The sequence below is a fragment of the Streptomyces sp. NPDC054866 genome (genome assembly GCF_053610745.1).
In genome coordinates this window covers 112,255-134,057 of record NZ_JBSGZA010000012.1, presented here as the reverse complement: position 1 = coordinate 134,057, position 21,803 = coordinate 112,255, and the positions used below count along the sequence as shown (strand labels likewise).

General features: G+C 71.1%; 20 protein-coding genes. 11 read left to right on the top strand and 9 right to left on the bottom strand.

All coding sequences use genetic code 11. The features are described 5' to 3' along the window. Window positions 1-167 precede the first annotated feature (167 nt). Window positions 168-1,367 carry a sialidase family protein gene (locus tag ACWGI2_RS39615; RefSeq protein ID WP_453700786.1) on the top strand — a complete coding sequence of 400 codons (1,200 nt, stop codon included), beginning with the start codon at window positions 168-170 and terminating at the stop codon, window positions 1,365-1,367. A gap of 61 nt (window positions 1,368-1,428) precedes the next feature. Here the strand turns inward: ACWGI2_RS39615 and ACWGI2_RS39610 are convergent, their stop codons facing one another. Beyond that, the gene (locus ACWGI2_RS39610) at window positions 1,429-3,012 is read right to left on the bottom strand and encodes a carbohydrate-binding protein (RefSeq protein WP_453700784.1); all 1,584 of its coding nucleotides are present in this window, start codon (window positions 3,010-3,012) and stop codon (window positions 1,429-1,431) included. A 350-nt stretch (window positions 3,013-3,362) separates the two neighbouring features. Here ACWGI2_RS39610 and ACWGI2_RS39605 point away from each other — a divergent pair, with 350 nt between their 5' ends. Both ACWGI2_RS39605 and ACWGI2_RS39600 read left to right on the top strand, forming a co-directional pair. Then, on the top strand, window positions 3,363-3,785 hold the full coding sequence (locus ACWGI2_RS39605) for a hypothetical protein (protein WP_453700783.1): 423 nt from the start codon (window positions 3,363-3,365) through the stop codon (window positions 3,783-3,785). A gap of 57 nt (window positions 3,786-3,842) precedes the next feature. Next, complete coding sequence (locus tag ACWGI2_RS39600) at window positions 3,843-4,301, top strand: hypothetical protein (protein ID WP_453700782.1); 459 nt, start codon at window positions 3,843-3,845, stop codon at window positions 4,299-4,301. An 81-nt stretch (window positions 4,302-4,382) separates the two neighbouring features. Here ACWGI2_RS39600 and ACWGI2_RS39595 read toward each other — a convergent pair whose 3' ends face one another. The 3 genes from ACWGI2_RS39595 to ACWGI2_RS39585 all read right to left on the bottom strand — a co-directional run bounded on the left by ACWGI2_RS39595 (window position 4,383) and on the right by ACWGI2_RS39585 (window position 7,048). Then, the gene (locus ACWGI2_RS39595; protein WP_453398824.1) at window positions 4,383-5,267 is read right to left on the bottom strand and encodes a DUF2382 domain-containing protein; all 885 of its coding nucleotides are present in this window, start codon (window positions 5,265-5,267) and stop codon (window positions 4,383-4,385) included. Between the two features lie 254 nt (window positions 5,268-5,521). Further along, window positions 5,522-5,935: a hypothetical protein gene (locus ACWGI2_RS39590; protein ID WP_453700780.1), complete on the bottom strand. Its 414-nt coding sequence runs from the start codon at window positions 5,933-5,935 to the stop codon at window positions 5,522-5,524. Window positions 5,936-6,187: 252 nt separating this feature from the next. Beyond that, on the bottom strand, window positions 6,188-7,048 hold the full coding sequence (locus ACWGI2_RS39585) for a YihY/virulence factor BrkB family protein (RefSeq protein WP_453398822.1): 861 nt from the start codon (window positions 7,046-7,048) through the stop codon (window positions 6,188-6,190). A gap of 224 nt (window positions 7,049-7,272) precedes the next feature. Between ACWGI2_RS39585 and ACWGI2_RS39580 the strand changes: the two genes are divergently transcribed. The 5 genes from ACWGI2_RS39580 (at window position 7,273) to ACWGI2_RS39560 (ending at window position 12,782) form a co-directional block, all read left to right on the top strand. Continuing rightward, entirely contained in the window at window positions 7,273-7,866 is a 594-nt protein-coding gene (locus ACWGI2_RS39580) for a hypothetical protein (protein ID WP_453398821.1), read from the top strand. Window positions 7,867-8,071: 205 nt separating this feature from the next. Then, the gene (locus ACWGI2_RS39575) at window positions 8,072-8,878 is read left to right on the top strand and encodes an ABC transporter ATP-binding protein (protein WP_453700796.1); all 807 of its coding nucleotides are present in this window, start codon (window positions 8,072-8,074) and stop codon (window positions 8,876-8,878) included. Next, entirely contained in the window at window positions 8,875-9,855 is a 981-nt protein-coding gene (locus ACWGI2_RS39570; RefSeq protein WP_453700778.1) for an ABC transporter substrate-binding protein, read from the top strand. Before ACWGI2_RS39575 ends, ACWGI2_RS39570 begins: the two co-directional genes overlap by 4 nt. Before the next feature lie 6 nt (window positions 9,856-9,861). Next, entirely contained in the window at window positions 9,862-11,928 is a 2,067-nt protein-coding gene (locus ACWGI2_RS39565) for an iron ABC transporter permease (RefSeq protein WP_453700777.1), read from the top strand. Between the two features lie 104 nt (window positions 11,929-12,032). After that, a complete protein-coding gene (locus tag ACWGI2_RS39560; RefSeq protein WP_453399197.1) occupies window positions 12,033-12,782 on the top strand; it encodes an SDR family NAD(P)-dependent oxidoreductase in 750 nt (249 codons plus the stop codon). A 229-nt stretch (window positions 12,783-13,011) separates the two neighbouring features. Here ACWGI2_RS39560 and ACWGI2_RS39555 read toward each other — a convergent pair whose 3' ends face one another. Together ACWGI2_RS39555 and ACWGI2_RS39550 are read right to left on the bottom strand one after the other, a co-directional pair. Further along, window positions 13,012-14,559, bottom strand: coding sequence for a SulP family inorganic anion transporter (locus tag ACWGI2_RS39555; protein WP_453700776.1), 1,548 nt, complete (start codon window positions 14,557-14,559; stop codon window positions 13,012-13,014). 54 nt (window positions 14,560-14,613) lie between these two features. Beyond that, window positions 14,614-15,264, bottom strand: coding sequence for a carbonic anhydrase (locus tag ACWGI2_RS39550; RefSeq protein ID WP_453700775.1), 651 nt, complete (start codon window positions 15,262-15,264; stop codon window positions 14,614-14,616). A 374-nt stretch (window positions 15,265-15,638) separates the two neighbouring features. On the opposite strand from ACWGI2_RS39550, the gene ACWGI2_RS39545 reads away from it, so the two are divergent. Further along, entirely contained in the window at window positions 15,639-16,211 is a 573-nt protein-coding gene (locus ACWGI2_RS39545; protein WP_453700774.1) for a GNAT family N-acetyltransferase, read from the top strand. A 33-nt stretch (window positions 16,212-16,244) separates the two neighbouring features. On the opposite strand, the gene ACWGI2_RS39540 is transcribed toward ACWGI2_RS39545, so the two are convergent. Together ACWGI2_RS39540 and ACWGI2_RS39535 are read right to left on the bottom strand one after the other, a co-directional pair. Continuing rightward, a complete protein-coding gene (locus tag ACWGI2_RS39540; RefSeq protein ID WP_453399196.1) occupies window positions 16,245-16,742 on the bottom strand; it encodes a DUF5709 domain-containing protein in 498 nt (165 codons plus the stop codon). A gap of 133 nt (window positions 16,743-16,875) precedes the next feature. After that, a complete protein-coding gene (locus ACWGI2_RS39535) occupies window positions 16,876-18,120 on the bottom strand; it encodes a PP2C family protein-serine/threonine phosphatase (RefSeq protein ID WP_453700773.1) in 1,245 nt (414 codons plus the stop codon). A 259-nt stretch (window positions 18,121-18,379) separates the two neighbouring features. On the opposite strand from ACWGI2_RS39535, the gene ACWGI2_RS39530 reads away from it, so the two are divergent. Both ACWGI2_RS39530 and ACWGI2_RS39525 read left to right on the top strand, forming a co-directional pair. Next, complete coding sequence (locus ACWGI2_RS39530; protein ID WP_453398814.1) at window positions 18,380-18,562, top strand: hypothetical protein; 183 nt, start codon at window positions 18,380-18,382, stop codon at window positions 18,560-18,562. Window positions 18,563-18,662: 100 nt separating this feature from the next. Next, entirely contained in the window at window positions 18,663-19,685 is a 1,023-nt protein-coding gene (locus ACWGI2_RS39525; RefSeq protein WP_453700772.1) for a PHP domain-containing protein, read from the top strand. Between the two features lie 10 nt (window positions 19,686-19,695). Here the strand turns inward: ACWGI2_RS39525 and ACWGI2_RS39520 are convergent, their stop codons facing one another. Beyond that, complete coding sequence (locus tag ACWGI2_RS39520) at window positions 19,696-21,792, bottom strand: xanthine dehydrogenase family protein molybdopterin-binding subunit (protein ID WP_453700770.1); 2,097 nt, start codon at window positions 21,790-21,792, stop codon at window positions 19,696-19,698. Window positions 21,793-21,803 lie beyond the last annotated feature (11 nt).

Below are 21,803 nucleotides of genomic sequence, written 5' to 3'. Positions count from 1 at the left end.
TGCCACTGCTTGTTTTGAGGCAACTTTCCGAGACGCTCCAGGGAGTTCAGTCGTCACTCACAGTGCACGGATCACAGAAGCTGAGCCAGAACCACAGATCTGACGGCAGTTCGCCGCCCAATCTGACGGCAGTTCGCCGCCCACCACCCCTGAGTCAGGAGAGGCCCATGTCAGCGCACGACCCCGCACGACCACGTCTCCTCCGTCCCACCGCCCTGATCCCCCTGCTGCTCGCCCTCGTGGCGGCGCTGTTCGTCACCCAGTCCGGGCAGCCGGCCGACGCCGCGACCGGCACCCTGCTGCGTGACGGCACCGGCATGTACCCACGTGCCGTCAGACTCGCCCACAACGGCGACGCCAACGGCCGGGTCCTGGCCTCCGTGGTCACGTTCGACGGGAACAACGGACTCGGCGCCGTCCACGAGAGCACGGACGGGGGCGCGTCGTTCCGCGAGGTCGGCACCGTGCGCGACCCCGAGGCGGCGGGCGGGCAGGGTCTTTGCTGCTCGACGCTGTACGAACTCCCTCGGCGCATCGGCAAGCTGCCCGCGGGGACGCTGCTGTGGGCGGCGTCCATCGGGCAGGACGAGCCGAACCGGCGCATGGCCCTGCGGGTCTTCAAGAGCAATGACGTGGGCCGCAGTTGGAGCTACCTCTCCACGATCGCCACGGCGCCGAACGCCAAGGGGCTGTGGGAGCCGGAGTTCTCCATCGACGCCTCCGGGCAGCTCGTGGCGCACTATTCCGACGAGACCGATGCCGCACACAGCCAGAAGCTGGTGGCGGCCCGCACCGCGAACGGGGTGACCTGGACCGGCCACCACGACACCGTCGCCAGCACCCTCGCCTCGGACCGGCCCGGCATGGCGGTGGTGCGCAAGATGGGCGACGGCACGTACTTCATGTCGTTCGAGATCTGCGCGGCGGCGGGCCAGTTCCAGTGCGTCGTGCACTACCGGACCTCCTCCGACGGCTGGAACTGGGGCGCAACCAGCTATCTGGGCATCCGCCCGGAGACCGCCGACGGCAAGTACTTCAAGCACGCGCCGAACCTGGCGTGGGCGCCCGAGGCGGGCAACCCGAAGGGCAGGCTCTTCCTCGTCGGCCAGGTCATGTACAACCGCGACGGCAGCAAGGCGGCCGGGAGCGGACGCACCGTCTGGGTCAACAGCGCGGGTGGCGCTGGAAGTTGGCGGGAGATCCCCGCACCGGTCGCCGTCGAGTCGACGACAGTCGACTACTGCCCCAACTACAGCTCAAGCCTGCTGCCTTCGGCCGACGGCAACAGGCTCCTTGAGATCGCCACGGACTGGTCCGGCTCGGTCTGCAAGCCGTACTTCGCCACGGGAGCCGTGCCCGGCGCCTGAGCACGCGGGTGCCCCGGGTGTCCGCGATGAACACATGGCGGACACCCGGGGCACCGGTCGGTCACGGCGTCACTGCGTTGCCGCCGAAGGCCACGACGAGGCGCCCGTCAGCCGCGAAGGACCACTTCAGCGCCCCGGAGTACGAGGAGCAGCGGGACCCGTTCGAACCGGACCAGAACTGGTTCGAGCTGTCGGAGTTGCCGACGATCCTGTCGTTCGTCCCACTGCCGCTGCGGCACGAGGTGTTGTTCCGGAACACCGAAGTACCCGCGTCGAAGGAGTAGTTGCGCTCGTCGTTGTCGATGCTGAGGTTGTCCGACACCGACATCGTCCCGAGGTTCCTGTTGTAGGTGAATCCGTGCTTGCCGTTGTTGTAGGCGATGTTGCGCCGGATCACGTGATTGACCCCGATGTCCTCGCCGCCGAGCTTGTAGCCGTTGCGGTCGCCGTTTCCGGCCTGGGAGCCGTCGCTGAGGGTGCCGTTGTCGTGGGCGAGGGAGTCCTCGATGGTCACCGCGCCGATGGGGCCCGTGTCCGGCTTGGTGTAGAGGTCCCAGCCGTCGTCGATGTTGTGGTGGGCCACGGCGTGGCGGAAGACGTTCCCGGGCCCGGACGTGAGCTTCGCGGCGAAGCCGTCGGCGTCCTCGCCGTCGGAGTCGGCGTTGTCGTGCGACTCCGCGCTCAGGATGAGGTTGTTGGACGGCCACTGGCTGCTGGGTGTGCTGGAGAGCATCCGTGAGAGCTGCAGACCGGTGTCACGGTTGTAGCGGGTCACCGTGCGCTCGAAGACGTTGTTGCTGCCGCCGACGAAGATGCCGTTGTCACCGGCCCGCTCGACGACGATGCCCTTGACGTGCCAGTACGACCCGTTCACGGCGAGCCCGCGGTTCGACGTGTTCTCGCTCTGGGCCGAGAAGTTCAGGACCGGCGTCTCACCCGGGTAGGCGGACAGCTCGGTGCGGTCGCTCGCGGTGCCGTTGTTGCCCTGCGGGATGGTGACCGTCTGGGAGTGGCGGTAGGTGCCGCCGCGCAGATAGATCGTGCCGCCGGGGGTGATGCGGGTGATCGCCGAGGTGAGCGTGGTCGGATCCGATTGCGTCCCGGTCGCGCCGTCGGTTCCGTTCGGTGCCACGTACAGCGCGGAGGCGGACGGTGGTGGCGTGGTGTCGTCGCCCGCGTCGGCGTCCAGGTAGTCGATGTTGGGCAGCCCGGCTGAGGTGGTGGGGCTGAGCCGGACCGTGTTGCTGCCCGCCTTCACCGGAACAGTGAGCGTCTTCGTCGCCCACGTCCCCCATGTGCCGGTGCTCTCGAACGACGCCGAAGCCGACGCGGCCGCCGAGCCGTTCACCGTGATGTCGGCGGGCCGCGCGGTGGTGGTTCCGTTGGCGAAGCGGACCTTCAGTGTCGCGGTGCCGGCGGCGGGCGCGTTCACGGTGAACTGCGCGTAGGCGCCTGTCGCGTTGGTGCCGTTGCAGAACCCGCTGCCGGAGTAGCCGGGCCAGTCGGAGTCGAGGGTGCCGGTGCAGACCGCGGGGGAGTTCTCGGCCTCGTAGAGGATGGGCGCGGCTTGCGCGGTGTTGCCGGACAGAGCGACGAGTGTGCCGGCGAGTAAGCCGACGCACGCGGTGATGGGTCTTATGCGCATCGAGGGTCTCCAGGTTGATTGGCTCGTCTGACCAGATCAAGCGGGGATGCAGGGGTCGTCCTGACGGTTGGTCCTGACGACTTGTCAGGCTGACGGCTTGTCAGGACGAATCCCTCAGGGCGGATCGGCAGGATGAATGCACTGGGCGGCCAGCTCTTGCACCTGCCGGGGGAAAGCGCTTTCGTTGGAAGCTATTGCCAGGCGGTGGGCGCGTCAATGGTCATGTACATGATTCTTATTCACGGACTCGAACGCGTGGCAGGACTCGGGACCGGCCGACGTGCAGCCACACGGGGGAGCCCGCAGCGAGCCTTCGCTGCCCTGGCCTCGGCAGCCGCTACCGAGAGATCATGACCTACGACCCACTGGACGAGATGTTCCGGCGCATCGACCTGACGCAGGCCATGGAAGAGCAGTTCGGCATCAGCCGGGACTGGCCGCTGCGCCTGCGTGCCGCGCACGCCCAGCTGGAGCAACTGCGCAGGCTTCTCGGTGACACCCACTACGAGACGTTCGCGAAGAGTGCCGTCGAAGCGATCCGGCGTCGCGCGGAAAGCCGCGGTCCCAAGGACCTGCACAGCCAGTACCTCGGCCGAGAGCTCCACGAGCAGGAACAGACCCTCGGTGAAGACGCCGCACACGTCGCCTGGGGGATCGCTTGCGGCCTCACCGTCCTGCTCGACGACGAGCTGTACGAGAAGGTCATCACGACCGCGGCGGAAGCGTGCCGGACGGGCGCCGCCGGCGGGGTCCTTCTCCAGACCCGCCCCTGAAGCGGGACCTTCTCCCAGTCCTGCCCCTGAATCGGGGATCGGCGGGACAATGGGCGCATGACCAAGCCCGCATCCGCGCCCGCGCCGAACGCAGAGCAGTTCAAGGCCTTCGCCGAGGCGCTCCGGCGGGCGATTCCGCCCGCCGCGCAGCCGGCTCCGTTCACCCTCCGACACCCCGGGCCCGACTCCTGCCACTGTCTGTGCGGCGCCCACCCCGAGTTCCCAGGAACATGCAGCGGTCACGCCGAACCAGGCTTCACCGGTGTCGTCAACTCACCCACCGGCAGCGCGCGTTCAGTGCCGCTGTGCCGCAACTGCCACGACATCCGCATGGGCCTGGCCCCCCAACGCGACGCGGTTCTGGAAGCGGTGACCGACACCTGCGCCTGCCACTGCCGGGCCAACCACCCCGACCGCCCCGGCGTCTGCGAAGCCGCCTCCGAGGACGGCGTGACGATCGACGGCAAGCCTGCCTGCCGCGAGTGCGAGGAGGCCGGCCGCGGCCAGCGGACGTGAACGTGGAGGGAGGGAGCGCTCAGTGTGAGTGCTCCCTCCCTCCGCCGTCAGCCGCCCTCGATCAGGGCGAGCCGCGGGGCGTCAGTGACGCGGGCCCTGCTTGCGGTCACGCCAGGCCTCGCCCTTCGCGCGGCGCTCGCCCTTGGCGTCGTCGAACTCGATCTGCTCCTTGCGCACGGTGTCGGAGACTTCCTGGGTCTCGGTGACCTTCTCGGTCTCCAGACGGACGCGCTCGACCGGCACGGACTCCTTGCTGACCACCGCCTTCTCGGCGTGCACGGTCACCTCGGTCTGCTCCTCGCCGATGTTGGCGCGCGTGCGGTCGCCCTCGCGGATGGGCTCGCGTACGACGCGAACTTCCTCGTGGGAGATGGGGACGGAGGTCTTCACGTCTTCGGTGACGACCACCTTGCGCAGTCGGGCGTGCCCGACTTCCTGCTCTTCCGTCCCGACACGCAGCCGCTCCTCCGAGCGGATCATTTCGTCCGTCTTGCCTTCGTCGCCCGCGCCGGAACGCATCGCGAACTCACGCGCGCCCGCGTTGCGTCCGCGACCCTCGCCGGCACCCATGCCCATACCGGCACCTGCTCCGGCCATGCCCGCGGTACCGCGGCCACCTGCCGCCGGGGCAGGCGTGCCACTGGGGCGCGTGAGGCCGTAGTGGGTGTAGAGGTCCTGCTCCTCGCCCGGCTCGAGGTGCTGGTCGGCGTCCACGCGCGGGGCGTCCTTGACGGCTTCCTTAGTGGCCGTCACGTGCAGCTCGTCCTGCTGACGGCGGGCTCCGGCGAGCGGCACGAAGCTCTGCTTCATGCCGAAGAGACCGGTCTTGACGGTCACCCACTCGGGACGCCCAGTTCGGTCGTCGAGATACACCTGCTCGACGCTGCCGATCTTCTCGCCGGTCCGGTCATAGGCCGTAAGGCCCGCGAGCCCGTCGGCGCTGGTGAAGGCCTCGCCCTGAGTCATGGGTGATCACTCCCTCGCGGCGCGCGACGGGCAGAATCGAATCTCGCCACGGACGTCGCACGCGTCCCCTCCATCCCGCTCCGGACCGGGGGACGACGCAACCAGGAGAGTCACTGAGCGTACGCGGACGGCTCGCCCGAGGTCCTTCGGCGGGCTGATTGCGGCGATCGGAGTGACTTGGTTCACCGCCGCCTCGACTAGCCCAATCGAGTGAACCGCCCGGGTGGCGGCGGAGCGGGCTAGGGCAGGGCCGCCTAGGGCAGGGCTGCCCGCACCAGGACCTGTTCCGTCTCGGACGGGAAGAAGCCGGTGATCCCCTGCATCAGGCGCAGCGCCGTGGTCACACGCCGGGGGAGGGGCCGAGGCAGTCCGGCCGGAGTGAGGACTGCCCCGCACGGCTGGCTTCGGGCCCGGTCCAGTTCGTGCTGGGCGCGCTGGTCCTCACCGTTGCGGATGTGGACCAGCGCGCGCCGGACGCTGCCCGAGGCCTGTTCCGAGACGCTCAGGAGCGCGGTGATGCCGGACGCGGTCGGATCGGTGGCCGGCCGCGTCATGGCTGTCGCGGCTCCGGCGAGGGTGCACTCGCGGGCGGCCAGCCGGAGGTGAGTGCTTGCCTGGTCCAGGATCTTGACGATCGCGCACAACCGTCCCGTGTCGAACGAGGCCATGGGATGACTCCTCTTCGATGTCGCGATGCCGCCATGTCGCGATGCCGCTTGGGCGAACATGCGCACGAGTAGTTCGTCCTTCAGGCGTATCACCGGTGCGTGCCGCGCCCGAACCCCCGCGGGGGGAGCGCACGCGGCGCGCAGGGAAGGGCGAACGCGGGCGCGTCGTCCCGGATTTCCGCCCGGGGGCGCACAACTCGGTCCCGCCCCGGCGGCTCCCCTCCTGAGCCCCCGTTCAAGGGGGGGCAGGCCTCAGGGCCCGGACACGGCGGACGCCGCGCGGGCCATCTCCACCGTGAACTGCGCTCCGGCCAGCAGCGCCAGATTGGATACCCAGAGCCAGACCAGGAAGACGACCACTCCGGCCAGCGAACCGTAGAGCTTGCCGTAGGTGCCGAACCCCGTGGCGTACAAGGTGAACAGGCCCGAGGACAGGAGCCACAGCAGCGCGGCGAGCAGTCCGCCCGGCAGGCTGCGGCGCCATCCGCGCTCCGAGGGCGGCGCGTTGCGGAAGAGCACGAGGACGAGCAGGACCACCAGGCAGACAAGGGCGGGCCATTTCATGACGTTCCATGCGGTCTGTCCCGCGTCGCCGACCCCGATGCGCCGCCCGACGGTCTGGACGAGTGAGCCACTCAGGACGAGCAGGAGCGCGCTGGCGGCCAGCAGCGCGAGCAGCGCGGCGGCCGTCATGAGCACGCGGTGCGCCTTGCGCCACATGGGGCGGGTGTCCTTCACGCCGTGCATCGCGTGCAGCGCACGGCGGAAGACGGCCGCGTAACTGGAGGCGGACCACAGCGCGCTGACCCCTCCCGCGATCACCACCGTCACGGCGGCGGACCGCGCGCGGGCCATCTCGGTGAGCGCCTCGTTCAGGGCGCTGCCCGACTGCGCCGGGGCCCAGTCGGTGACCTCGGCGATGAGTGACTGCGTGGTGCCGGGGCTGACCAGGCTGATCAGGCTGACCGTGACCAGGAGAGCGGGCAGCAGGGCGAGGATCGCGTAGTACGTCAGCGCCGCGGCCCAGTCCGACACGTCTTCGTTCCACATCGCCACCGGGGTGCGGCGCAGCGCGGTGGCCCGCCGCGCCCACGGCGATGCGGAACTGTCCATGGGGCCCCTCCTCGTTCTCTCTGCGGTGCGGTCTCTGCGCACTGCGCCGTCTTCCCTGCTCGACGCATGTCAACCGGTAGCGGAGGTAGCCGTTCGGTGACATTGCGGACAGGGCTGTGACTGGGGAGGGGGCAACGGGTGCGGGGTGTCGCGGGTCGTATGTGGCGTGGGGTCGGGCAAGCTGACCTTCCGTAAACGGGGAGTTGACGATGATGAGTGTTCGTATGAGCCGAGGACTGTGTGCTCTGGGTGCCGCGGTGGCCGTGGCGGGTGTGGTGGCCGGTACGGGTCCGGCGGCCGCCGCCGGCTCGCCGAGGTTCCTGGCTCCGTCCGAACTGCCGCCGCACGCCTCTTCGGCGTGGACCGCGGGACCGGTGACCGCCGGGCAGCCCGACCCGCTGCCGATGTGTGTGGGGGAGGCCCTGCCGTCCATCTCCGTGCACCGCGCCTTCCACACGGAGTACGACACCAACGCCCTCCAGGTGACGGTGGTCGAGCGCAGCGAGCAGCGTGCCAAGGACTTCGCGGCCCTGCTGCGCAAGAACCTCGAAGGCTGCTCGGAGAAGCTGATGAAGGAGAATCCTGACGTCACCGCGACCCAGAAGTACTACGGGAAGCTGAACGTGGAGGAAGGCGCCCACGTCTACGGCGTCCACACCACCGCCACGACAGGGTCATCCGACATCAACATGCTCTCGGTCGGCCGGGACGGCACCACGGTGACACTCGTCAAGTGGGGGCAGATGGGCAACTTCGCCCACGCGCAGGTGGCCGACTTCAAGGCGACGACCCTCAAGGCCGTCAAGAAGCTCTACTGACGGAACAGGACCGAATCAGCGCCTCCGGTGCCGCCCATCGTCACGGCCGATGGGCGGCATCCGTGCGTAAAAGGGGCAACTGGGCGGGTTGGGAACCCCCTACTTCCAGCCAGACTAAGGTTAGGCTAACCTTCACGCCGTGAGATCAGGTGAACGCGCAGGTAGCGCCACACGTCCGCGCGGTCACGAATTGTCCGCCGAGCACATGACCGTGTCGTACGACGGCGTCGACGTCGTCCACGACGCCGCCCTCCAGCTCAGGCCCGGCGAAGTGACCGCTCTCGTCGGCCCCAACGGGAGCGGCAAGTCGACGCTGCTGCGCACCGTCGCCCGCTTGCAGGGCGCCCGGCGCGGCACGCTGACCCTCGACTCCGGGACGGCCGACGCCGCCGACGGCTTCGACCTCACCGCCCGCCAGTTCGCCCGGCGCGTAGCCCTCCTGACTCAAGGGCGCCCCACGCCCGGCGGTCTGACCGTCCGTGACGTCGTGGACTTCGGGCGCTACCCCTACCGGGGCCGCTGGGGCCAGGCCGATGCCGGGGGCGCCGCGGTGGTGGAGCGCGTGCTCACCATGACCGGCGTCGACGGCCTCGCCGACCGCCCCGTCGACCAGCTCTCCGGTGGACAGCTGCAGCGGGTGTGGCTCGCCAGTTGCCTCGCCCAGGAGACCGGCGTACTCCTCCTCGACGAGCCGACCACCTACCTCGACCTGCGCTACCAGGTCGAACTCCTCGACCTGATGCGTGACCTCGCGGACGACGGCGGCATCGCCGTCGGCGTCGTCCTGCACGACCTCGACCAGGCGGCCGCCGTCGCCGACCGGATCGCCCTCCTCGACGCGGGGCGCATCGTCGCCGACGGCGCCCCCGAGGACGTACTGCGGCCGGAACGCCTCTCCGAGACGTACGGCATCCGCATCGAGGTCGACACAGACCCCCTCACCGGCCGGCTGCGCACCCGCGCGATAGGCCGCCACCACAGCAGAAGTGAAAGGCTCCACACCTCCTCATGAGACGCCCCCTGATCGCCGCGACGGCCGCCACCGCCGTGGCCCTCATCCTGTCCGGCTGCGGCACCTCCGAGCCCGCCAAGACCAGTTCGGACAAGAAGTCCGAGCCGATCACCCTCACCGACGCCAACGGCAAGGCGGTGAAGCTGGACGGTCCGGCCAAGAAGGTCGTCGGAACCGAGTGGAACGTCGTCGAGTCCATGGTCACGCTCGGCGTCGACCCCGTCGGTGTCGCCGACGTCAAGGGCTACAAGGCGTGGGACTCCGCCGTTCCGCTCAAGAACGACCCCAAGGACATCGGCACCCGCGGTGAGCCGAGCATGGACACCCTCGCCGGTCTCACCCCGGACCTCATCGTCACCACGACCGACATGTCGGCCTCCGCGGTGAAGCAGATGAAGAAGGTCGCCCCCGTCCTCCAGGTCAAGGCCGCCGACGGCTCCGACCAGGTGGGCCAGATGTTCGACACCCTGGACGTCATCGCCAAGGCCACCGGCACGACCGCCGAGGCCAAGAAGGCCAAGGAGTCGTACGAGGCGAAGGTCGCCGAAGGCAAGAAGGCGCTGAAGGAGGCCAAGCTCGACGGCTCGAAGGTCGCCTTCGCCGACGGCTACGCCGCCTCCAACCAGGTCTCCCTGCGCGGCTACACGAGCAACTCCCTGCTCGGCGCCGTCAACGAGGAGCTCGGCCTGAAGAACGCCTGGAAGATGAAGGGCGACAAGGACTACGGGCTCGCCACCACCGACGTCGAGGGCCTCACCGCGCTCGGCGACGACGTGAAGTTCGTCTACATCGGCAACAAGGGCGACGACAGCTCCGACGTGTTCACCGATGAACTCGCCGACAACTCCGTCTGGAAGTCGCTGCCGTTCGTCAAGGACGACGAGGTGCACCGCCTGCCCGACGGCATCTGGATGTTCGGCGGCCCCGAGGCGATGGAGGCGTACATCGACGCCCTCGTCGACAGCCTGAAGAAGTAGGAGACCGTGGCCGTCACCGCAATGCCCTCAGCCACGCCCGAACGCACGGCCGCATCCCCATCGGGCGCGGTCGCGGTGACGGCCGGTCTTGTTCTTCTGGTCGCCGTTCTGGCCGTCGTCGACATCACGCAAGGCACCGCGTCCGTCGGCCCCGGCCAGGTGTGGAAAGCCCTCATCGGGCAGGCCGAGCAGGGCGATTCCTCCGTCGTCATCGCCTCACGTCTGCCGCGCATGGTCGCCGGGATACTCGTCGGCGTCGCACTCGGCGCCGCGGGCGCCGCCCTCCAGGCCGTCAGCCGCAACGTGCTCGCCGCACCGGACACCCTTGCCGTCAACGCCGGTTCGTACCTCGCGATCACCATCCTGGTGGCCAGCGGTGTGACGGCGCCGCTGCTCGCCTCATCGGGAGTGGCGTTCGTCGGCGGCCTCGCCGCTGCCGCCGTCGTCCTCGCGCTCGCCGGACGCGGCGCCGGCACCGTCCGCCTCGTCCTCGCGGGCAGCGCGCTCGCCCTCGGACTCAACGCCATCACCGAGGCGCTGCTCCTGCTGGCCCCCGAACAGACCCAGGGCCTTTACCAGTGGGGCCAGGGAAGCATCAGCCAGAACGGCTTCGACGGAGTGGCCGAGATGGCGCCCGTCGTCCTGGCCGCGCTGGCGGGCCTGCTGCTCATCGCCCGCCGCATCGACGCCCTGGCCCTGGGCGACGACGCCGCGCGCGGCCTCGGCATCCCGGTCCGCGGCACCCGCGTCACGGCCGTCGTCCTCGCCTCGCTGCTCTCGGCCGGAGCGGTGACGCTGGCCGGGCCGATCGCCTTCGTGGGACTCTGCGCGCCCGCCCTGGTGCGGCCGCTCGCAGGCCGCGTCCGTGCCCTCCTGCGCCACCGGACCCGCATCCCCGTGGCGGGCCTCGTGGGCGCCGCCCTGGTGCTGGGCTCCGACGTACTCCTGCGCGCCGTGACGTCGTCCCAGACCGCTGTCACCGTGCCCACGGGCGTCATCACAAGCGTCGTCGGCGCCGTGTTCCTCGTCGTCATGGCGATGCGCACCCGCGACGGCGCCGGTGCCGCCGCGCCGGACCGGCTGCGTATCCCCAGCAGGACCGCGTACGTCATCACCGTGGTGCTCCTCGTGGGCGCGCTGGCCGGCGTCACGATCGCCGCGGTGCTCGTCGGCGACAGCACGTTCCTGCTCGGCGACGTGGCCAACTGGGTCCGTGGCCAATCGGGTCAAGCCATCACCTTCGTCCTCGACACCCGCGTGCCACGGGTGCTCGCCGCACTCTGCGCGGGTGCCGCGCTCGCGCTGTCCGGCACGCTCGTGCAGTCCGTGACCCGCAACCCGCTCGCGGAACCCGGTGTTCTCGGTGTCTCCGGCGGAGCGGCGCTCGGCGCCATCATCCTGGTCACTTCGGCACCGGGCGCCGGTTCGTGGAGCATCGCCGGGGCGGCGTTCGCCGGCGCCGCGGTCAGCGCCGTCGTCGTCTTCGGACTCGCGGCGAAGGGCGGCTTCCAGAACAGCCGGCTCGTCCTGGTCGGCATGGGTGTGTCCACGGGAACGATGGCGCTCATCAGCCTGTTGATCGTGCTCACCGACCGGTTCAGCGCGACCAAGGCGCTGATCTGGCTCTCGGGCTCCACCTACGGACGCTCCGGCACCGACATCCTGCCGGTCGCCGCCGTGCTCGTGGCCGCGACGGCCGTGGCCTTCGCCCGCCGCAAGGAACTCGACCTCGTGTCGCTGGACGAGGACACCCCCCGGCTCCTGGGCCTCGACCTGGCGCGCGGACGCCTCGGCTTCCTCGTCGTGAGCGTGCTGCTCAGCGCCACCGCGGTGGCCGCGGCCGGCACGATCGGCTTCGTGGGACTCGTGGCGCCGCACGCGGCACGCGCGCTGGTGGGCCGACGCCACATCCGGGTCGTCCCGGTGGCGATGCTGCTCGGCGCGACCCTCGTCTGCCTCGCCGATCTGCTGGGCCGGACCGTCATCGCCCCGGCTCAACTGGGCGCGGGACTCATGACGGCGGTCGTCGGTACGCCGTACTTCGTGTACCTGCTGGTGCGCAGCCGCCGGTAGCCCCGGAGGGGGTCGCCGTGTCGAATTCCGGCCGGCGGCTCCGACGTACCCCATGGAAGCCGGAAATGTTCCGGAGATGTCCGTGTGGGAAGGGCGTGGTGGCGATGCTGCTGGAGAACAAGGTCGCTGTGGTGTACGGGGCCGGAGGGGCGATCGGAGGGGCGGCAGCCCGCGCCTTCGCGGACGAGGGAGCCCGGGTGTTCGTCGCGGGCCGCACCCGGGCCACCCTCGATGCGCTCGCCGCGACGATCCGCTCGGGTGGCGGCCAGGCGCAGCCCGTCGTCGTCGACGCCTTGGACGAACGGGCGGTGGCGGAGTGCGTCGACGGGATCGTGGCCCGAGCTGGGCGGATCGACATCTCGTTCAACGTCATCGGAGCAGCCGATGTCCAAGAACCGCTCCAGAAGATCTCGGTGGACGACTTCCTGCAGCCCGTCACGACGGTGCTGCGCTCACAGTTCCTGACCACCAGGGCCGCGGCCCGGCACATGGTCCCCCGGGGCGCGGGCGTCATCCTCGCGTTCGGCGGTGGCGGGCCGCAGACCCTGCCGGGCCTCGGCGGCTTCAAGGTCGCACTCGACGCTCTGGAGGGCCTGCGCCGTCAGTGGGCGTGTGAGCTGGGCGCGCATGGCATCCGCGTGGTCACCCTGAGGTCGGGAGGCGTCCCCGAGGCCATCCCCGAGGGCTTCCCCGGCCGCGACGAGATCGCTGCCGGGCTGGAGCGGGCGACGCTCCTGGGGCGTACCGCCGAGTTGAGCGATGTCGGCCACGTGGCCGCGTTCGTGGCATCGGACCGGGCGCGCACGCTGACGTCGACGGACGTGAACATTTCCTGCGGTGCGATGGCCGACTAGCGGCGGTTGCCTCGGTTGCCGCGGCGGTCGACCGCAACCGACAGCGGCCCCGCCGCGACGGGGGGACGCGGCGGGGCCAAGTATGCGGGTGCCCCGCCGAGCGAGTCTCACGCCTGCTTCGGCGGATCGATTTCGGCACCCCATCGGGCAGCTGGGTCGAAGAGCACCGCGCCGCCCGCCACCGGGGCGGGTGGCGGGCGGCGCGGCGGTCAGGCGGGGGCAGGCGGTGTCAGTGGCGCATCGGTGCCTCCGCGGGTTCCCCGGACTCGGCGTCGGCGTCGGGGAACGTCTTCATCCGCACCGCTTCCGTACCGCTGTCGTTGTGCCGCAGCGCCCAGTTCTCCAGCGTCGTACGACAGGCGTGGTCCAGATGCCGCACAGCGGTCAGATCCAGCTCGATGGGCCGGTCCTTGGGCAGGGCCTCCAGCGTCTCCAGGATGCGGGGCAGCCGCAGGAACGTCGCGTTGCCGGTGAGGGTGACGACCATCCGGCCGCCGGTCAACTCCCGTACGTCCAGGTGGATGTGCGAGGTCTCCCAGGCGGACTTGACCACGGCGAGCACCAGGCCGAGCACCACGCCCTCGAACATGTTGGTCACCACGATGGCGATCGCGGTGGTGGCGAGCACCAGGGCCTCGCCCCGGTGTTCGCGGGCGAGCGGGACGATCGCCTTGACGGGGATCAGCTTGAATCCCGCGTGGACCAGGACCCCGGCGAGCGCCGCCAGCGGGATGATGCCGAGCGCGGCCGGGAACAGCACGGCGAAGAGGAGCAGCCACGCGCCGTGCAGGACACGGGAGAGCGGAGTGCGTGCGCCGGCCTCGACGTTGGCCGAGCTGCGGACGATGACCGCCGTCATCGGCAGCGCGCCGAGCACGCCGCACGTCGCGTTGCCGATGCCCTGGGCGACCAGCTCCTTGTCGTACTGGGTACGCGGACCGTCGTGCATGCGGTCCACGGCGGCCGCGCTGAACAGCGATTCGGCCGAGGCGATGAGCGTGAACGCGAGGACCGTGCCGAGCACGGCCACACTGCCCAGGGCCGCCAGGTCGCCGAGCCCCGGCGGCTGAATGGCGTCGACCAGGCCGCGTACCGTCACGTTGGCCACGTCGAGGCGCAGTCCGGCGGCCACCGCGGTGGCCAGCGCGACGGCGGCCAGCGGGGCGGGCACCACGCGCACGGCGGCGGGCAGCTTCGGCCACAGCACGAGCACGGCGATGGTGCCGAGGCCCAGGGCGGCGGCGGTCAGTGAGGCGGTGTCGCCCAGGACGTCGGCAAGGAGGCCGGGCAGCCCGGCTATCTTGCCGAGCCCGGAGCGCGGCTGCTCGGCCCCGGCCATGGTGTAGAGCTGGCCGAGGATCAGCACGAGTCCGATGCCCGCCAGCATGCCCTGGACGACGGACACGGAGATGGCGCGGAACCACCGGCCGCAGCGCAGCAGCCCGAGGGCGATCTGCAGGGCGCCGGTGAGCAGCACGATGGCGCCGAGCATGCCGAGCCCGAACTCCTGTACCGCCTCGAAGACGAGCACGGTCAGTCCGGCGGCCGGCCCGCTGACTTGCAGGGCGCTGCCCGGCAGCAAGCCGACGACGAGGCCGCCGACGATGCCGGTGACAAGGCCCAGTTCGGCGGGCACGCCGGAGGCGACGGCCACGCCGACACACAGCGGCAGGGCGACGAGGAAGACGACGAGCGAGGCGAGGAAGTCCTGGCGGCGGACGCCTGGTTCACGCAGCGGGCGGAAGGGGGAGCGGAAAGAGGAGAGGAAGGAGGACATGAGGGTGGGGGGTCCTGTCGTGAGAGCGGGCCGGACGGTGGGGCGTGGCGGCTCTCACAGCGGACCGAAAGCGGGCCGATCGTCGAACGACGGGCGGTGCGCGGTGACGGCGCCTGTGTGCACTTCGTAGTACCAGGCGTGCAGGGTCAGTGAGCCGTCGTCGATCCGCTCTGTCACACAGGGGTACGCGCGCAGCCTCTCCACCTGGGCCAGCACGTGGGTCTGCACGGCTTCGGCCACGTCCGCGGAGGTGGGGACGAGGGTGCGCAGGGGGGCGTCCGGCGGGACGGAGTGGTCCAGCCAGTCGCGCACGGCCGGTACGGCCGAAAGGTCTTCGTCCCGCAGCAGGGCGCCCACCGCGCCGCAGTGCGAGTGTCCGCAGACGACGATGTCGCGGACTCCGAGCACGCACACCGCGTACTCGATGGTGGCCGCCTCGCTCATGGGGCGGTTGGGGCGGTTGTCCTCGTCGGCGTCGTTGCCGGAGGGGTAGGGCGGTACGACGTTGCCCGCTGTGCGGAGTTCGAAGAGTTCGCCGGGGCGTGCTCCGGTGATCAGGGTCGGTACGACGCGTGAGTCGGAGCACGTGATGAACAGGGCTTCGGGCGACTGCCCGGCCCCGAGGGCCTGGAAGGCCGCGGCGTTGTGAGGGGCCGCGACGTGTGTCGTGGCGAAGGAACGGGCGTTGTCGATCAGGGACTTCATGATGGCCTGCCTCCTGCGTCGCTGCGGCGGAGCCGGGACGCGGTGTGGTCGGGTCGATGGTGACAGTGAGGCGGCGCGGGCTGCTGAGTGACAGCGGGCACCACGTCGCCTCGGGAACAGCCTGTACGGCAGCTGTGTCTCTCACTTTGCCATCGCATTAACCTCTGATGACAGAGCAAAAATCTGCCAAAGATTGAGTAATAAACGCCCCTGAGCTGGGAATAGATCGAATCCTCAACCGTTGGTCAAGGATTCGCGTGGAGATCATGTGGAGCACATGCGACGGTTCCGTTCGCGGGCGCTTACGGTTCCCCTTCTGCCAGCGCTTCAGCCCGTACGCCGTGCGCTGCCGCCACGCGTGTCACTCTGGTGTCATGTCCATCGAAGTGCGTCCAGCCTCGGTGTTCGAGGACGTCCGTGCCGTCGTCGGGCCGAAGTCGCCCGGCGCCAATGTCTGTTGGTGCCTGAGCTATCGGATCCCGTCCAAGCTCAACAACGAGCTGCGTGGGCCTGACCGCGGTGAGTACGTCGCCGAGTTGTGCCGTGCGGAGCCCCCTCCGGGGGTGCTCGCCTACGACGGTGACGAGCCGGTGGGGTGGGCAGCCGTGGCGCCGCGCGCGGACACGTCCTTCGCGCGGAACCGAAAGATTCCGCACGTCGACGACCTGCCGGTCTGGTCCCTGTGGTGCGTTCGGGTGCGCCCCGGCCACCGGAAGCAGGGGATCTCGCACGCCCTCATCGCCGGTGCGGTCGAGTTCGCCCGCGCCCACGGAGCGCCGGCGGTCGAGGCGTACCCCCTCGACAACGGTGACGCCAAGGTCGACCTGACGATGGCGTACGCGGGGATCCGCAAGAACTTCGAGCGCGCCGGATTCACCCACGCCGCGGACACCACCTCCGTACTGGCCGGTCACCCCCGGATCCTGATGCGGCTCGACCTGCGCTGACGGCGAAGTCACGCTTCGGGTGACTTCGCCGTCTCAGCCCGCGGAGTCCGTCCGGTCGGCGGCGTCCGGGTCGATGACATGCACCGCGGCCTCCTCGGCGGACGCCGCCCCGCCGTCGATGCCCATGTCCTCGCCGACCATGTCCTGCGCGGCGTCCGTCTCCGGATCCCCGCTCGCCCCCTCATCCGGGGCGAACAGGCGTCCGGCGCGGGCGTCACCCACCTCCGCCTCGTCGATCGGCTCGCCGTCGGTGTCGGTCGTGTCCCCGATGCCGTCGTCGTCCTCGGCGGGGCCGGGAACCTCGAGCGCGGGGTCGGGCCGCTCCTCGGAGAGGCGTTCGGCCAGGCTCTCGCCCTCCTGCTGTTCCTGAGGGGTGGTACCGGTGTGGGCCACCCCAAGCGGCCGCTCGGGGGGCGACCAGCCCTCGTCGTACGGATCCGCCCCGCGGTCGCTGAGCGTGTCCTCCGCATCGAGGATGCCCTCGTCCTCGCGGACCTCCTCGGCGTCGGGCTGGTAGACCTCGTCGCCCATGACCTCGTCGTCTCCCACGGTGCTCGTCCTCCTTCGTGCGCGGCTGATGCCGTTGTCCTGCCGTGTATCCACCCTGATCCAGAACACACGTTCCGGCATGCGGGGGGGAGGGGGAGGCGCGCGGGACGGCAGGTCACCGCGCTTCGGGCGGACGCCACTCGAGGAGCAACAGCGTCGCGTCGTCGCGCAGTTGGTTGTCCTGCCGGTCGAGGATGGAGTGGATGAGCTGGCGCAGGGCTTCGGGCGCTGGTTCGCCCGCGGCGGTCGCGCGGATGATGCTGTCCGTGAACCGCTCCAGGCCGAACTCGGCGCCGCCCCCGGTCCGCAGCTCGGTGACGCCATCGGTGTACATCAGCACCCGGTCGCCCGGTTCGAGCGCCTGCTCATGGACCTCCCACGCCACGCCGGCCAGCACGGCCGGCGTCCCCATGGGCGGCTGGGCGGGACGCTCGAGGGCGCGGTCGAGTACGCGGTGATCCCGGATCAGCAGGGGCGGCGGATGGCCGCAGTTGCACCACCGCAGCACCCCACCGGCCAGGTCGAGCTGGGCGAGGATCCCGGTGCAGAACTGCTCGGGCAGCCACCCGGCGAGCGCGTGCTGGATGGTGTCGACGAGCTCGGGCAGATCGGCCTCGGCACGGCGGGCGTTACGGCAGCCGGCCATGGCCACGGCGGTGGTCAGACCCGACGCGAGGTTGTGGCCCATGGCGTCGAAGATCGCCACGTGCAGGGTCGACGGGGTCAGGGAGTGATCGAAGGCGTCGCCCCCGATCTCGTACGCAGGTTCGAGGACGGCGGTCGAGATCACATGGGAGTTGCCGATCGTCCTCGGCGGCAGGAAGGCCCGGAGCATCTCGGCGGGAAGCTGCATGGTCTCGGACCGTGTGCGGCGCGCGAAGCTGTCGCTCGACGCCCGCTTCGAAGTGATCGTCATGGCGAGGACGGAGGCCAGCATGCGGCAGCGGCGCAGCAGCGCGACGTCGATGACCGACGCCGTGGCACCGATCACGCCCAGGCGCTCGGCGCCGTCGATCAGCGGCAGCCAGGCGACGATCCTGCCCTGGGCCAGCTCCTCGACGCGCAGCTCGTGCGCCCGGTAGGCCGAACCGGCGACGGAGGTGTCCACGCCGAGGGAGGGCGGCCCCTCGGCCAGCGACACCAGACACCGCTGCTGGATGTCCACCAGGTACACGTCGATCCGGTCGAGCCCGACGGCTTCGGCGAAGCGCCGCGCCAGGGCGGGAAGCTCCATCGGCGCCGCCGCGTGCGCCGAAGCGAGCAGTTGCTCGAACAGCTGCTCCCCGGGCCCGGGCTGCCGGGGGCCTTGCTTCCCGGGTTCGGGCTCCCTGGGTTCGGGCTCCCTGGGATGGCTCGACATCTGTGATCACCGCCTCATCAGCAGTCTCACATCGGGCCCCGGTTCCCGCCCGGCTTCGGACGGCCGGGGCGCCCATTTCACGTACACCCGCAGGATTTCCGGCGTACCGGGGCTCTCTGCGGTGCGCCGGGCGGGCCGTCTCAGTGATCGACCCCGGTCCGCGGAGGACCGCCCGCGCAGCGTAAGGTCGCGGACCGGCCGCATACGGCCGAACGGAACGAACACAGTCACACCGTCACCGAACAAGGAGCTGCTGGTCATGCCGGCCAATGACGCCGCTGAGGCGCCGATCTACGAAACCCTCGTCCAGGAGCACGGCGACGTCCTCGCGACAGCCCGCAAGGCCGCCGAGGAGACCCAGCAGAGAGCCGAGGCCGTGCTGGACTTCCGGGGGCCGGTGGCGGTCGTGCCCGACGACCCGTCCGCCGAATCCGCGGCGTAGGCATCCCCCCCGAGGGGGCGGGCGCATGCCCCGCCGCCCTTTGTGGGCGACGCTGGAAGCACACGTACGTCGTCGCAGTCCCCGACGGCCGGAGGTGCCGATGGATCCCGTCGAGGCGCTGGAACGGATCGCCTTCCTGCTGGAGCGCGGCCGCGCGCCGACCTACCGTGTGCGGGCCTTTCGCACCGCGGCCGCGGTGGTGGGCGGCCTCGCCGACGGTGAGGCCGCGCAGCGCGTCGCCGACGGGTCCCTGGAGTCGCTCAAGGGGATCGGCCCCAAGACCGCCGGTGTGGTCCGCGAGGCGCTGACCGGCGACGTGCCGGGATACCTGGAGCGGCTCGAAGGCGAGGCCGACGCCCCGCTCGCCGAGGGCGGCGCGAGGCTGCGGGCGCTGCTGCGCGGCGACTGCCACCTGCACTCGGACTGGTCCGACGGCGGCAGCCCGATCGAGGAGATGGGCCGCGCGGCCCAGGCGCTCGGCCATGAGTGGGCCGTGCTCACCGACCACTCGCCACGGCTGACCATCGCGCGCGGCCTGTCGCCGGAGCGGCTGCGCGAGCAGCTCGCGGTGGTGGCCGGCCTCAACGAACGCTGGGCGCCCTTCCGGCTACTCACGGGCATCGAGTGCGACATCCTCGACGACGGTTCGCTCGACCAGGAACCGGAGCTGCTCGACCGGCTCGACGTGGTGGTCGTCTCCGTCCACTCGAAGCTGCGGATGGACGCCCCCGCGATGACACGGCGCATGGTCGCCGCCGTCAGCAACCCCCGGGCCGATGTCCTCGGCCACTGCACCGGCCGCCTTGTCACCGGGCGCGGCAGGCCGGAGTCGCAGTTCGACGCGGACGAGGTGTTCGCCGCGTGCGCGGCCGCGGGCACGGCGGTGGAGATCAACAGCCGGCCGGAGCGGCTCGACCCGCCGCGCAGGCTGCTGCGCCGGGCCGTGGACGCCGGAGTGCTCTTCTCCGTGGACACCGACGCGCACGCGCCGGGCCAGCTGGACTGGCAGGTGTACGGGTGCGAGCGGGCGGAGGAGTGCGGGGTGCCCGCCGAGCGCGTGGTGACCACCTGGACGGCGGAGAAGCTGCTGGCCTGGACGAGGGAGAAACGGGCCGTGACCTGAATGCCCCGGTTCAGATACCGCCCGCAAGGACACGGTCCGGCGTGAGAGGCAGCTCGCGCAGCCGCACGCCGGTCGCGTGGTGCACCGCGTTGCCGATGGCCGCGGCCGTCCCGACGATGCCGATCTCCCCGATCCCCTTGCTGCCCATGGGGTTGAGGTGAGGGTCGTCCTCGTCGATCCAGTGCGCCTCGATCGCGGGTACGTCCGCGTGCGCCGGTACGTGGTAGGCGGCGAGGTCGGCCTCCGCGAAGTCGCCGAAGGCCGCGTCCATGGTGCTGCCCTCGGTCAACGCCATCCCCAGGCCCATCGTCATCGCCCCGATGAACTGCGAGCGCGCGGTACGGGAGTTGAGGATGCGCCCGGCCGCGTAGACCCCGAGCAGCCGGCGCACCCGGACCTCGCCGGACACCGTGTCGACGCCGACCTCGGCGAAGTGGGCGCCGAAGGCGTGGCGGGCGTAGGCGCTGTCCGCGTCGGCGTCGCCCGCGGTGTCGGCGGTGGCACCGACGCCCTCCGGGGGCAGCTGCTGGCCCTGCTGTCCGGCAAGGCGTTCGGCCAGTCGCGTACAGGCCTCGTGGACGGCCCAGCCCCAGGAGGCCGTCCCTGAGGAACCGCCCGCCAGCGGCGCGTCCGGAAGGTCTGTGCTGCCGATCTCGGCTCGTACGGAGTCCAGCGGGACGCCGAGCGCGTCGGCGGCGACCTGGGCGAGCACGGTGCGGGCGCCGGTGCCGATGTCGGTGGCGTTGACGCGGACGACGAAGCTGCCGTCCGGGTAGGCGTGGGCGCTGGCCCGGGACGGGGCGACGACCACCGGGTACGTGGCCGCGGCGACACCGCTGCCCACCAGGACAGGCCCCTCGGCGCGTGACCGGGGGCGCGGGTCGCGCTCGGACCAGCCGAAGCGACGGGCGCCCTCGCGCAGACACTCGGCGAGGTGACGGCTGCTGAAGGGCTTGGCGGAGTCGGGCTCCGTGGGGGTGTCGTTGCGCAGCCGCAGCTCCACGGGGTCGATGCCGAGGGTCACGGCGAGCTCGTCCATCGCCGACTCCAGCGCGTACATGCCGGGCGCCTCGCCCGGGGCCCGCATCCAGGACGGGCTCGGCACGTCGAGCGGCACCACGCGATGAGTGGTGCGGGCGTGCGGCGAGGGATACATGACACGCGTGGCGGCGGCGGCCGTCTCGACGAACTCCTTGATACGGGAGGTGTGCGCGGTCACCTCGTGGATCACGGAGGTCAGCCTGCCGTCCCGCTCCGCCCCCAGCCGCACCCGGTGCAGGGTCGGCGAGCGGTGGCCCACCACGGCAGGCAACTGGCGCCGCGGCAGGGCGAGTTTGACGGGCCTGCCGGTCACGCGTGCGGCCATCGAGGCCAGCACCACGTGCGGGCGCGGCGTGCCCTTGGAGCCGAAGCCGCCGCCGACGTGCTCGGAGACGACCGTGACCTGCTCCTTGGGCAGCGCGAAGAGGCCCGCGAGGACGTCGCGGACGGTGGTGGCGCCCTGGCTGCTGTCGTGCACGGTCAACCGCTCGTCCTGCCAGTGGGCGGTGGCCGCGTGCGGCTCCATGGGGTGGTTGTGCAGCGGCGGCACCCGGTAGGCGACATCGACGCGGGAGGGAGCGGAGTCGAACGCGCCCTCCGCGTCGCCGCGGACGTGCTCCCCCGAGGTGCCGTCCTCGTCCTCCGGCACATAGGCCTCGGGGTGATCGGCCTTCAGGGTGACGTCGTGCGGCTCCTCCGCGTAGGTGACCTGGACGGCCGCGGCGCCTTCGCGCGCCGCCTCCAGGCTGTCGGCGACGACGAGCGCCACGTACCAGCCCCGGTGCGGAACACGCGCGTCCTGCAGCACCGCGAGCGTCGCGTCGTCCGGCTTCTCCAGGCGCGGCGCGTTCAGATGGGTCAGGACCTCGACGACGCCGGGCAACTCCCTGGCCGCCGCGTCGTCGACGGCGGTGACCGCGCCGCGCGCCACCGTGGCGGGCACCGGCCAGGCGTACGCGCACCCCTCGGGCGTGTGCTCGGCGGCGTAGCGGGCGGCCCCGGCCACCTTCTGGGGGCCCTCCCTGCGCTCGGCGGACGCCCCGAGGGCGCTGGCGGTGTCCGGCATGGGGTTCTCCC

Coding starts and splice junctions, on each gene's coding strand:
- ACWGI2_RS39575 (WP_453700796.1), top strand. CDS start 8,072: ATGACCGTGTCGTACGACGGCGTCGACGTCGTCCACGACGCCGCCCTC.
- ACWGI2_RS39605 (WP_453700783.1), top strand. CDS start 3,363: ATGACCTACGACCCACTGGACGAGATGTTCCGGCGCATCGACCTGACG.
- ACWGI2_RS39590 (WP_453700780.1), bottom strand. CDS start 5,935: ATGGCCTCGTTCGACACGGGACGGTTGTGCGCGATCGTCAAGATCCTG.
- ACWGI2_RS39530 (WP_453398814.1), top strand. CDS start 18,380: ATGCCGGCCAATGACGCCGCTGAGGCGCCGATCTACGAAACCCTCGTC.
- ACWGI2_RS39610 (WP_453700784.1), bottom strand. CDS start 3,012: ATGCGCATAAGACCCATCACCGCGTGCGTCGGCTTACTCGCCGGCACA.
- ACWGI2_RS39545 (WP_453700774.1), top strand. CDS start 15,639: ATGTCCATCGAAGTGCGTCCAGCCTCGGTGTTCGAGGACGTCCGTGCC.
- ACWGI2_RS39555 (WP_453700776.1), bottom strand. CDS start 14,559: ATGTCCTCCTTCCTCTCCTCTTTCCGCTCCCCCTTCCGCCCGCTGCGT.
- ACWGI2_RS39580 (WP_453398821.1), top strand. CDS start 7,273: ATGAGCCGAGGACTGTGTGCTCTGGGTGCCGCGGTGGCCGTGGCGGGT.
- ACWGI2_RS39540 (WP_453399196.1), bottom strand. CDS start 16,742: ATGGGCGACGAGGTCTACCAGCCCGACGCCGAGGAGGTCCGCGAGGAC.
- ACWGI2_RS39560 (WP_453399197.1), top strand. CDS start 12,033: ATGCTGCTGGAGAACAAGGTCGCTGTGGTGTACGGGGCCGGAGGGGCG.
- ACWGI2_RS39520 (WP_453700770.1), bottom strand. CDS start 21,792: ATGCCGGACACCGCCAGCGCCCTCGGGGCGTCCGCCGAGCGCAGGGAG.
- ACWGI2_RS39595 (WP_453398824.1), bottom strand. CDS start 5,267: ATGACTCAGGGCGAGGCCTTCACCAGCGCCGACGGGCTCGCGGGCCTT.
- ACWGI2_RS39525 (WP_453700772.1), top strand. CDS start 18,663: ATGGATCCCGTCGAGGCGCTGGAACGGATCGCCTTCCTGCTGGAGCGC.
- ACWGI2_RS39585 (WP_453398822.1), bottom strand. CDS start 7,048: ATGGACAGTTCCGCATCGCCGTGGGCGCGGCGGGCCACCGCGCTGCGC.
- ACWGI2_RS39550 (WP_453700775.1), bottom strand. CDS start 15,264: ATGAAGTCCCTGATCGACAACGCCCGTTCCTTCGCCACGACACACGTC.
- ACWGI2_RS39600 (WP_453700782.1), top strand. CDS start 3,843: ATGACCAAGCCCGCATCCGCGCCCGCGCCGAACGCAGAGCAGTTCAAG.
- ACWGI2_RS39535 (WP_453700773.1), bottom strand. CDS start 18,120: ATGTCGAGCCATCCCAGGGAGCCCGAACCCAGGGAGCCCGAACCCGGG.
- ACWGI2_RS39570 (WP_453700778.1), top strand. CDS start 8,875: ATGAGACGCCCCCTGATCGCCGCGACGGCCGCCACCGCCGTGGCCCTC.
- ACWGI2_RS39615 (WP_453700786.1), top strand. CDS start 168: ATGTCAGCGCACGACCCCGCACGACCACGTCTCCTCCGTCCCACCGCC.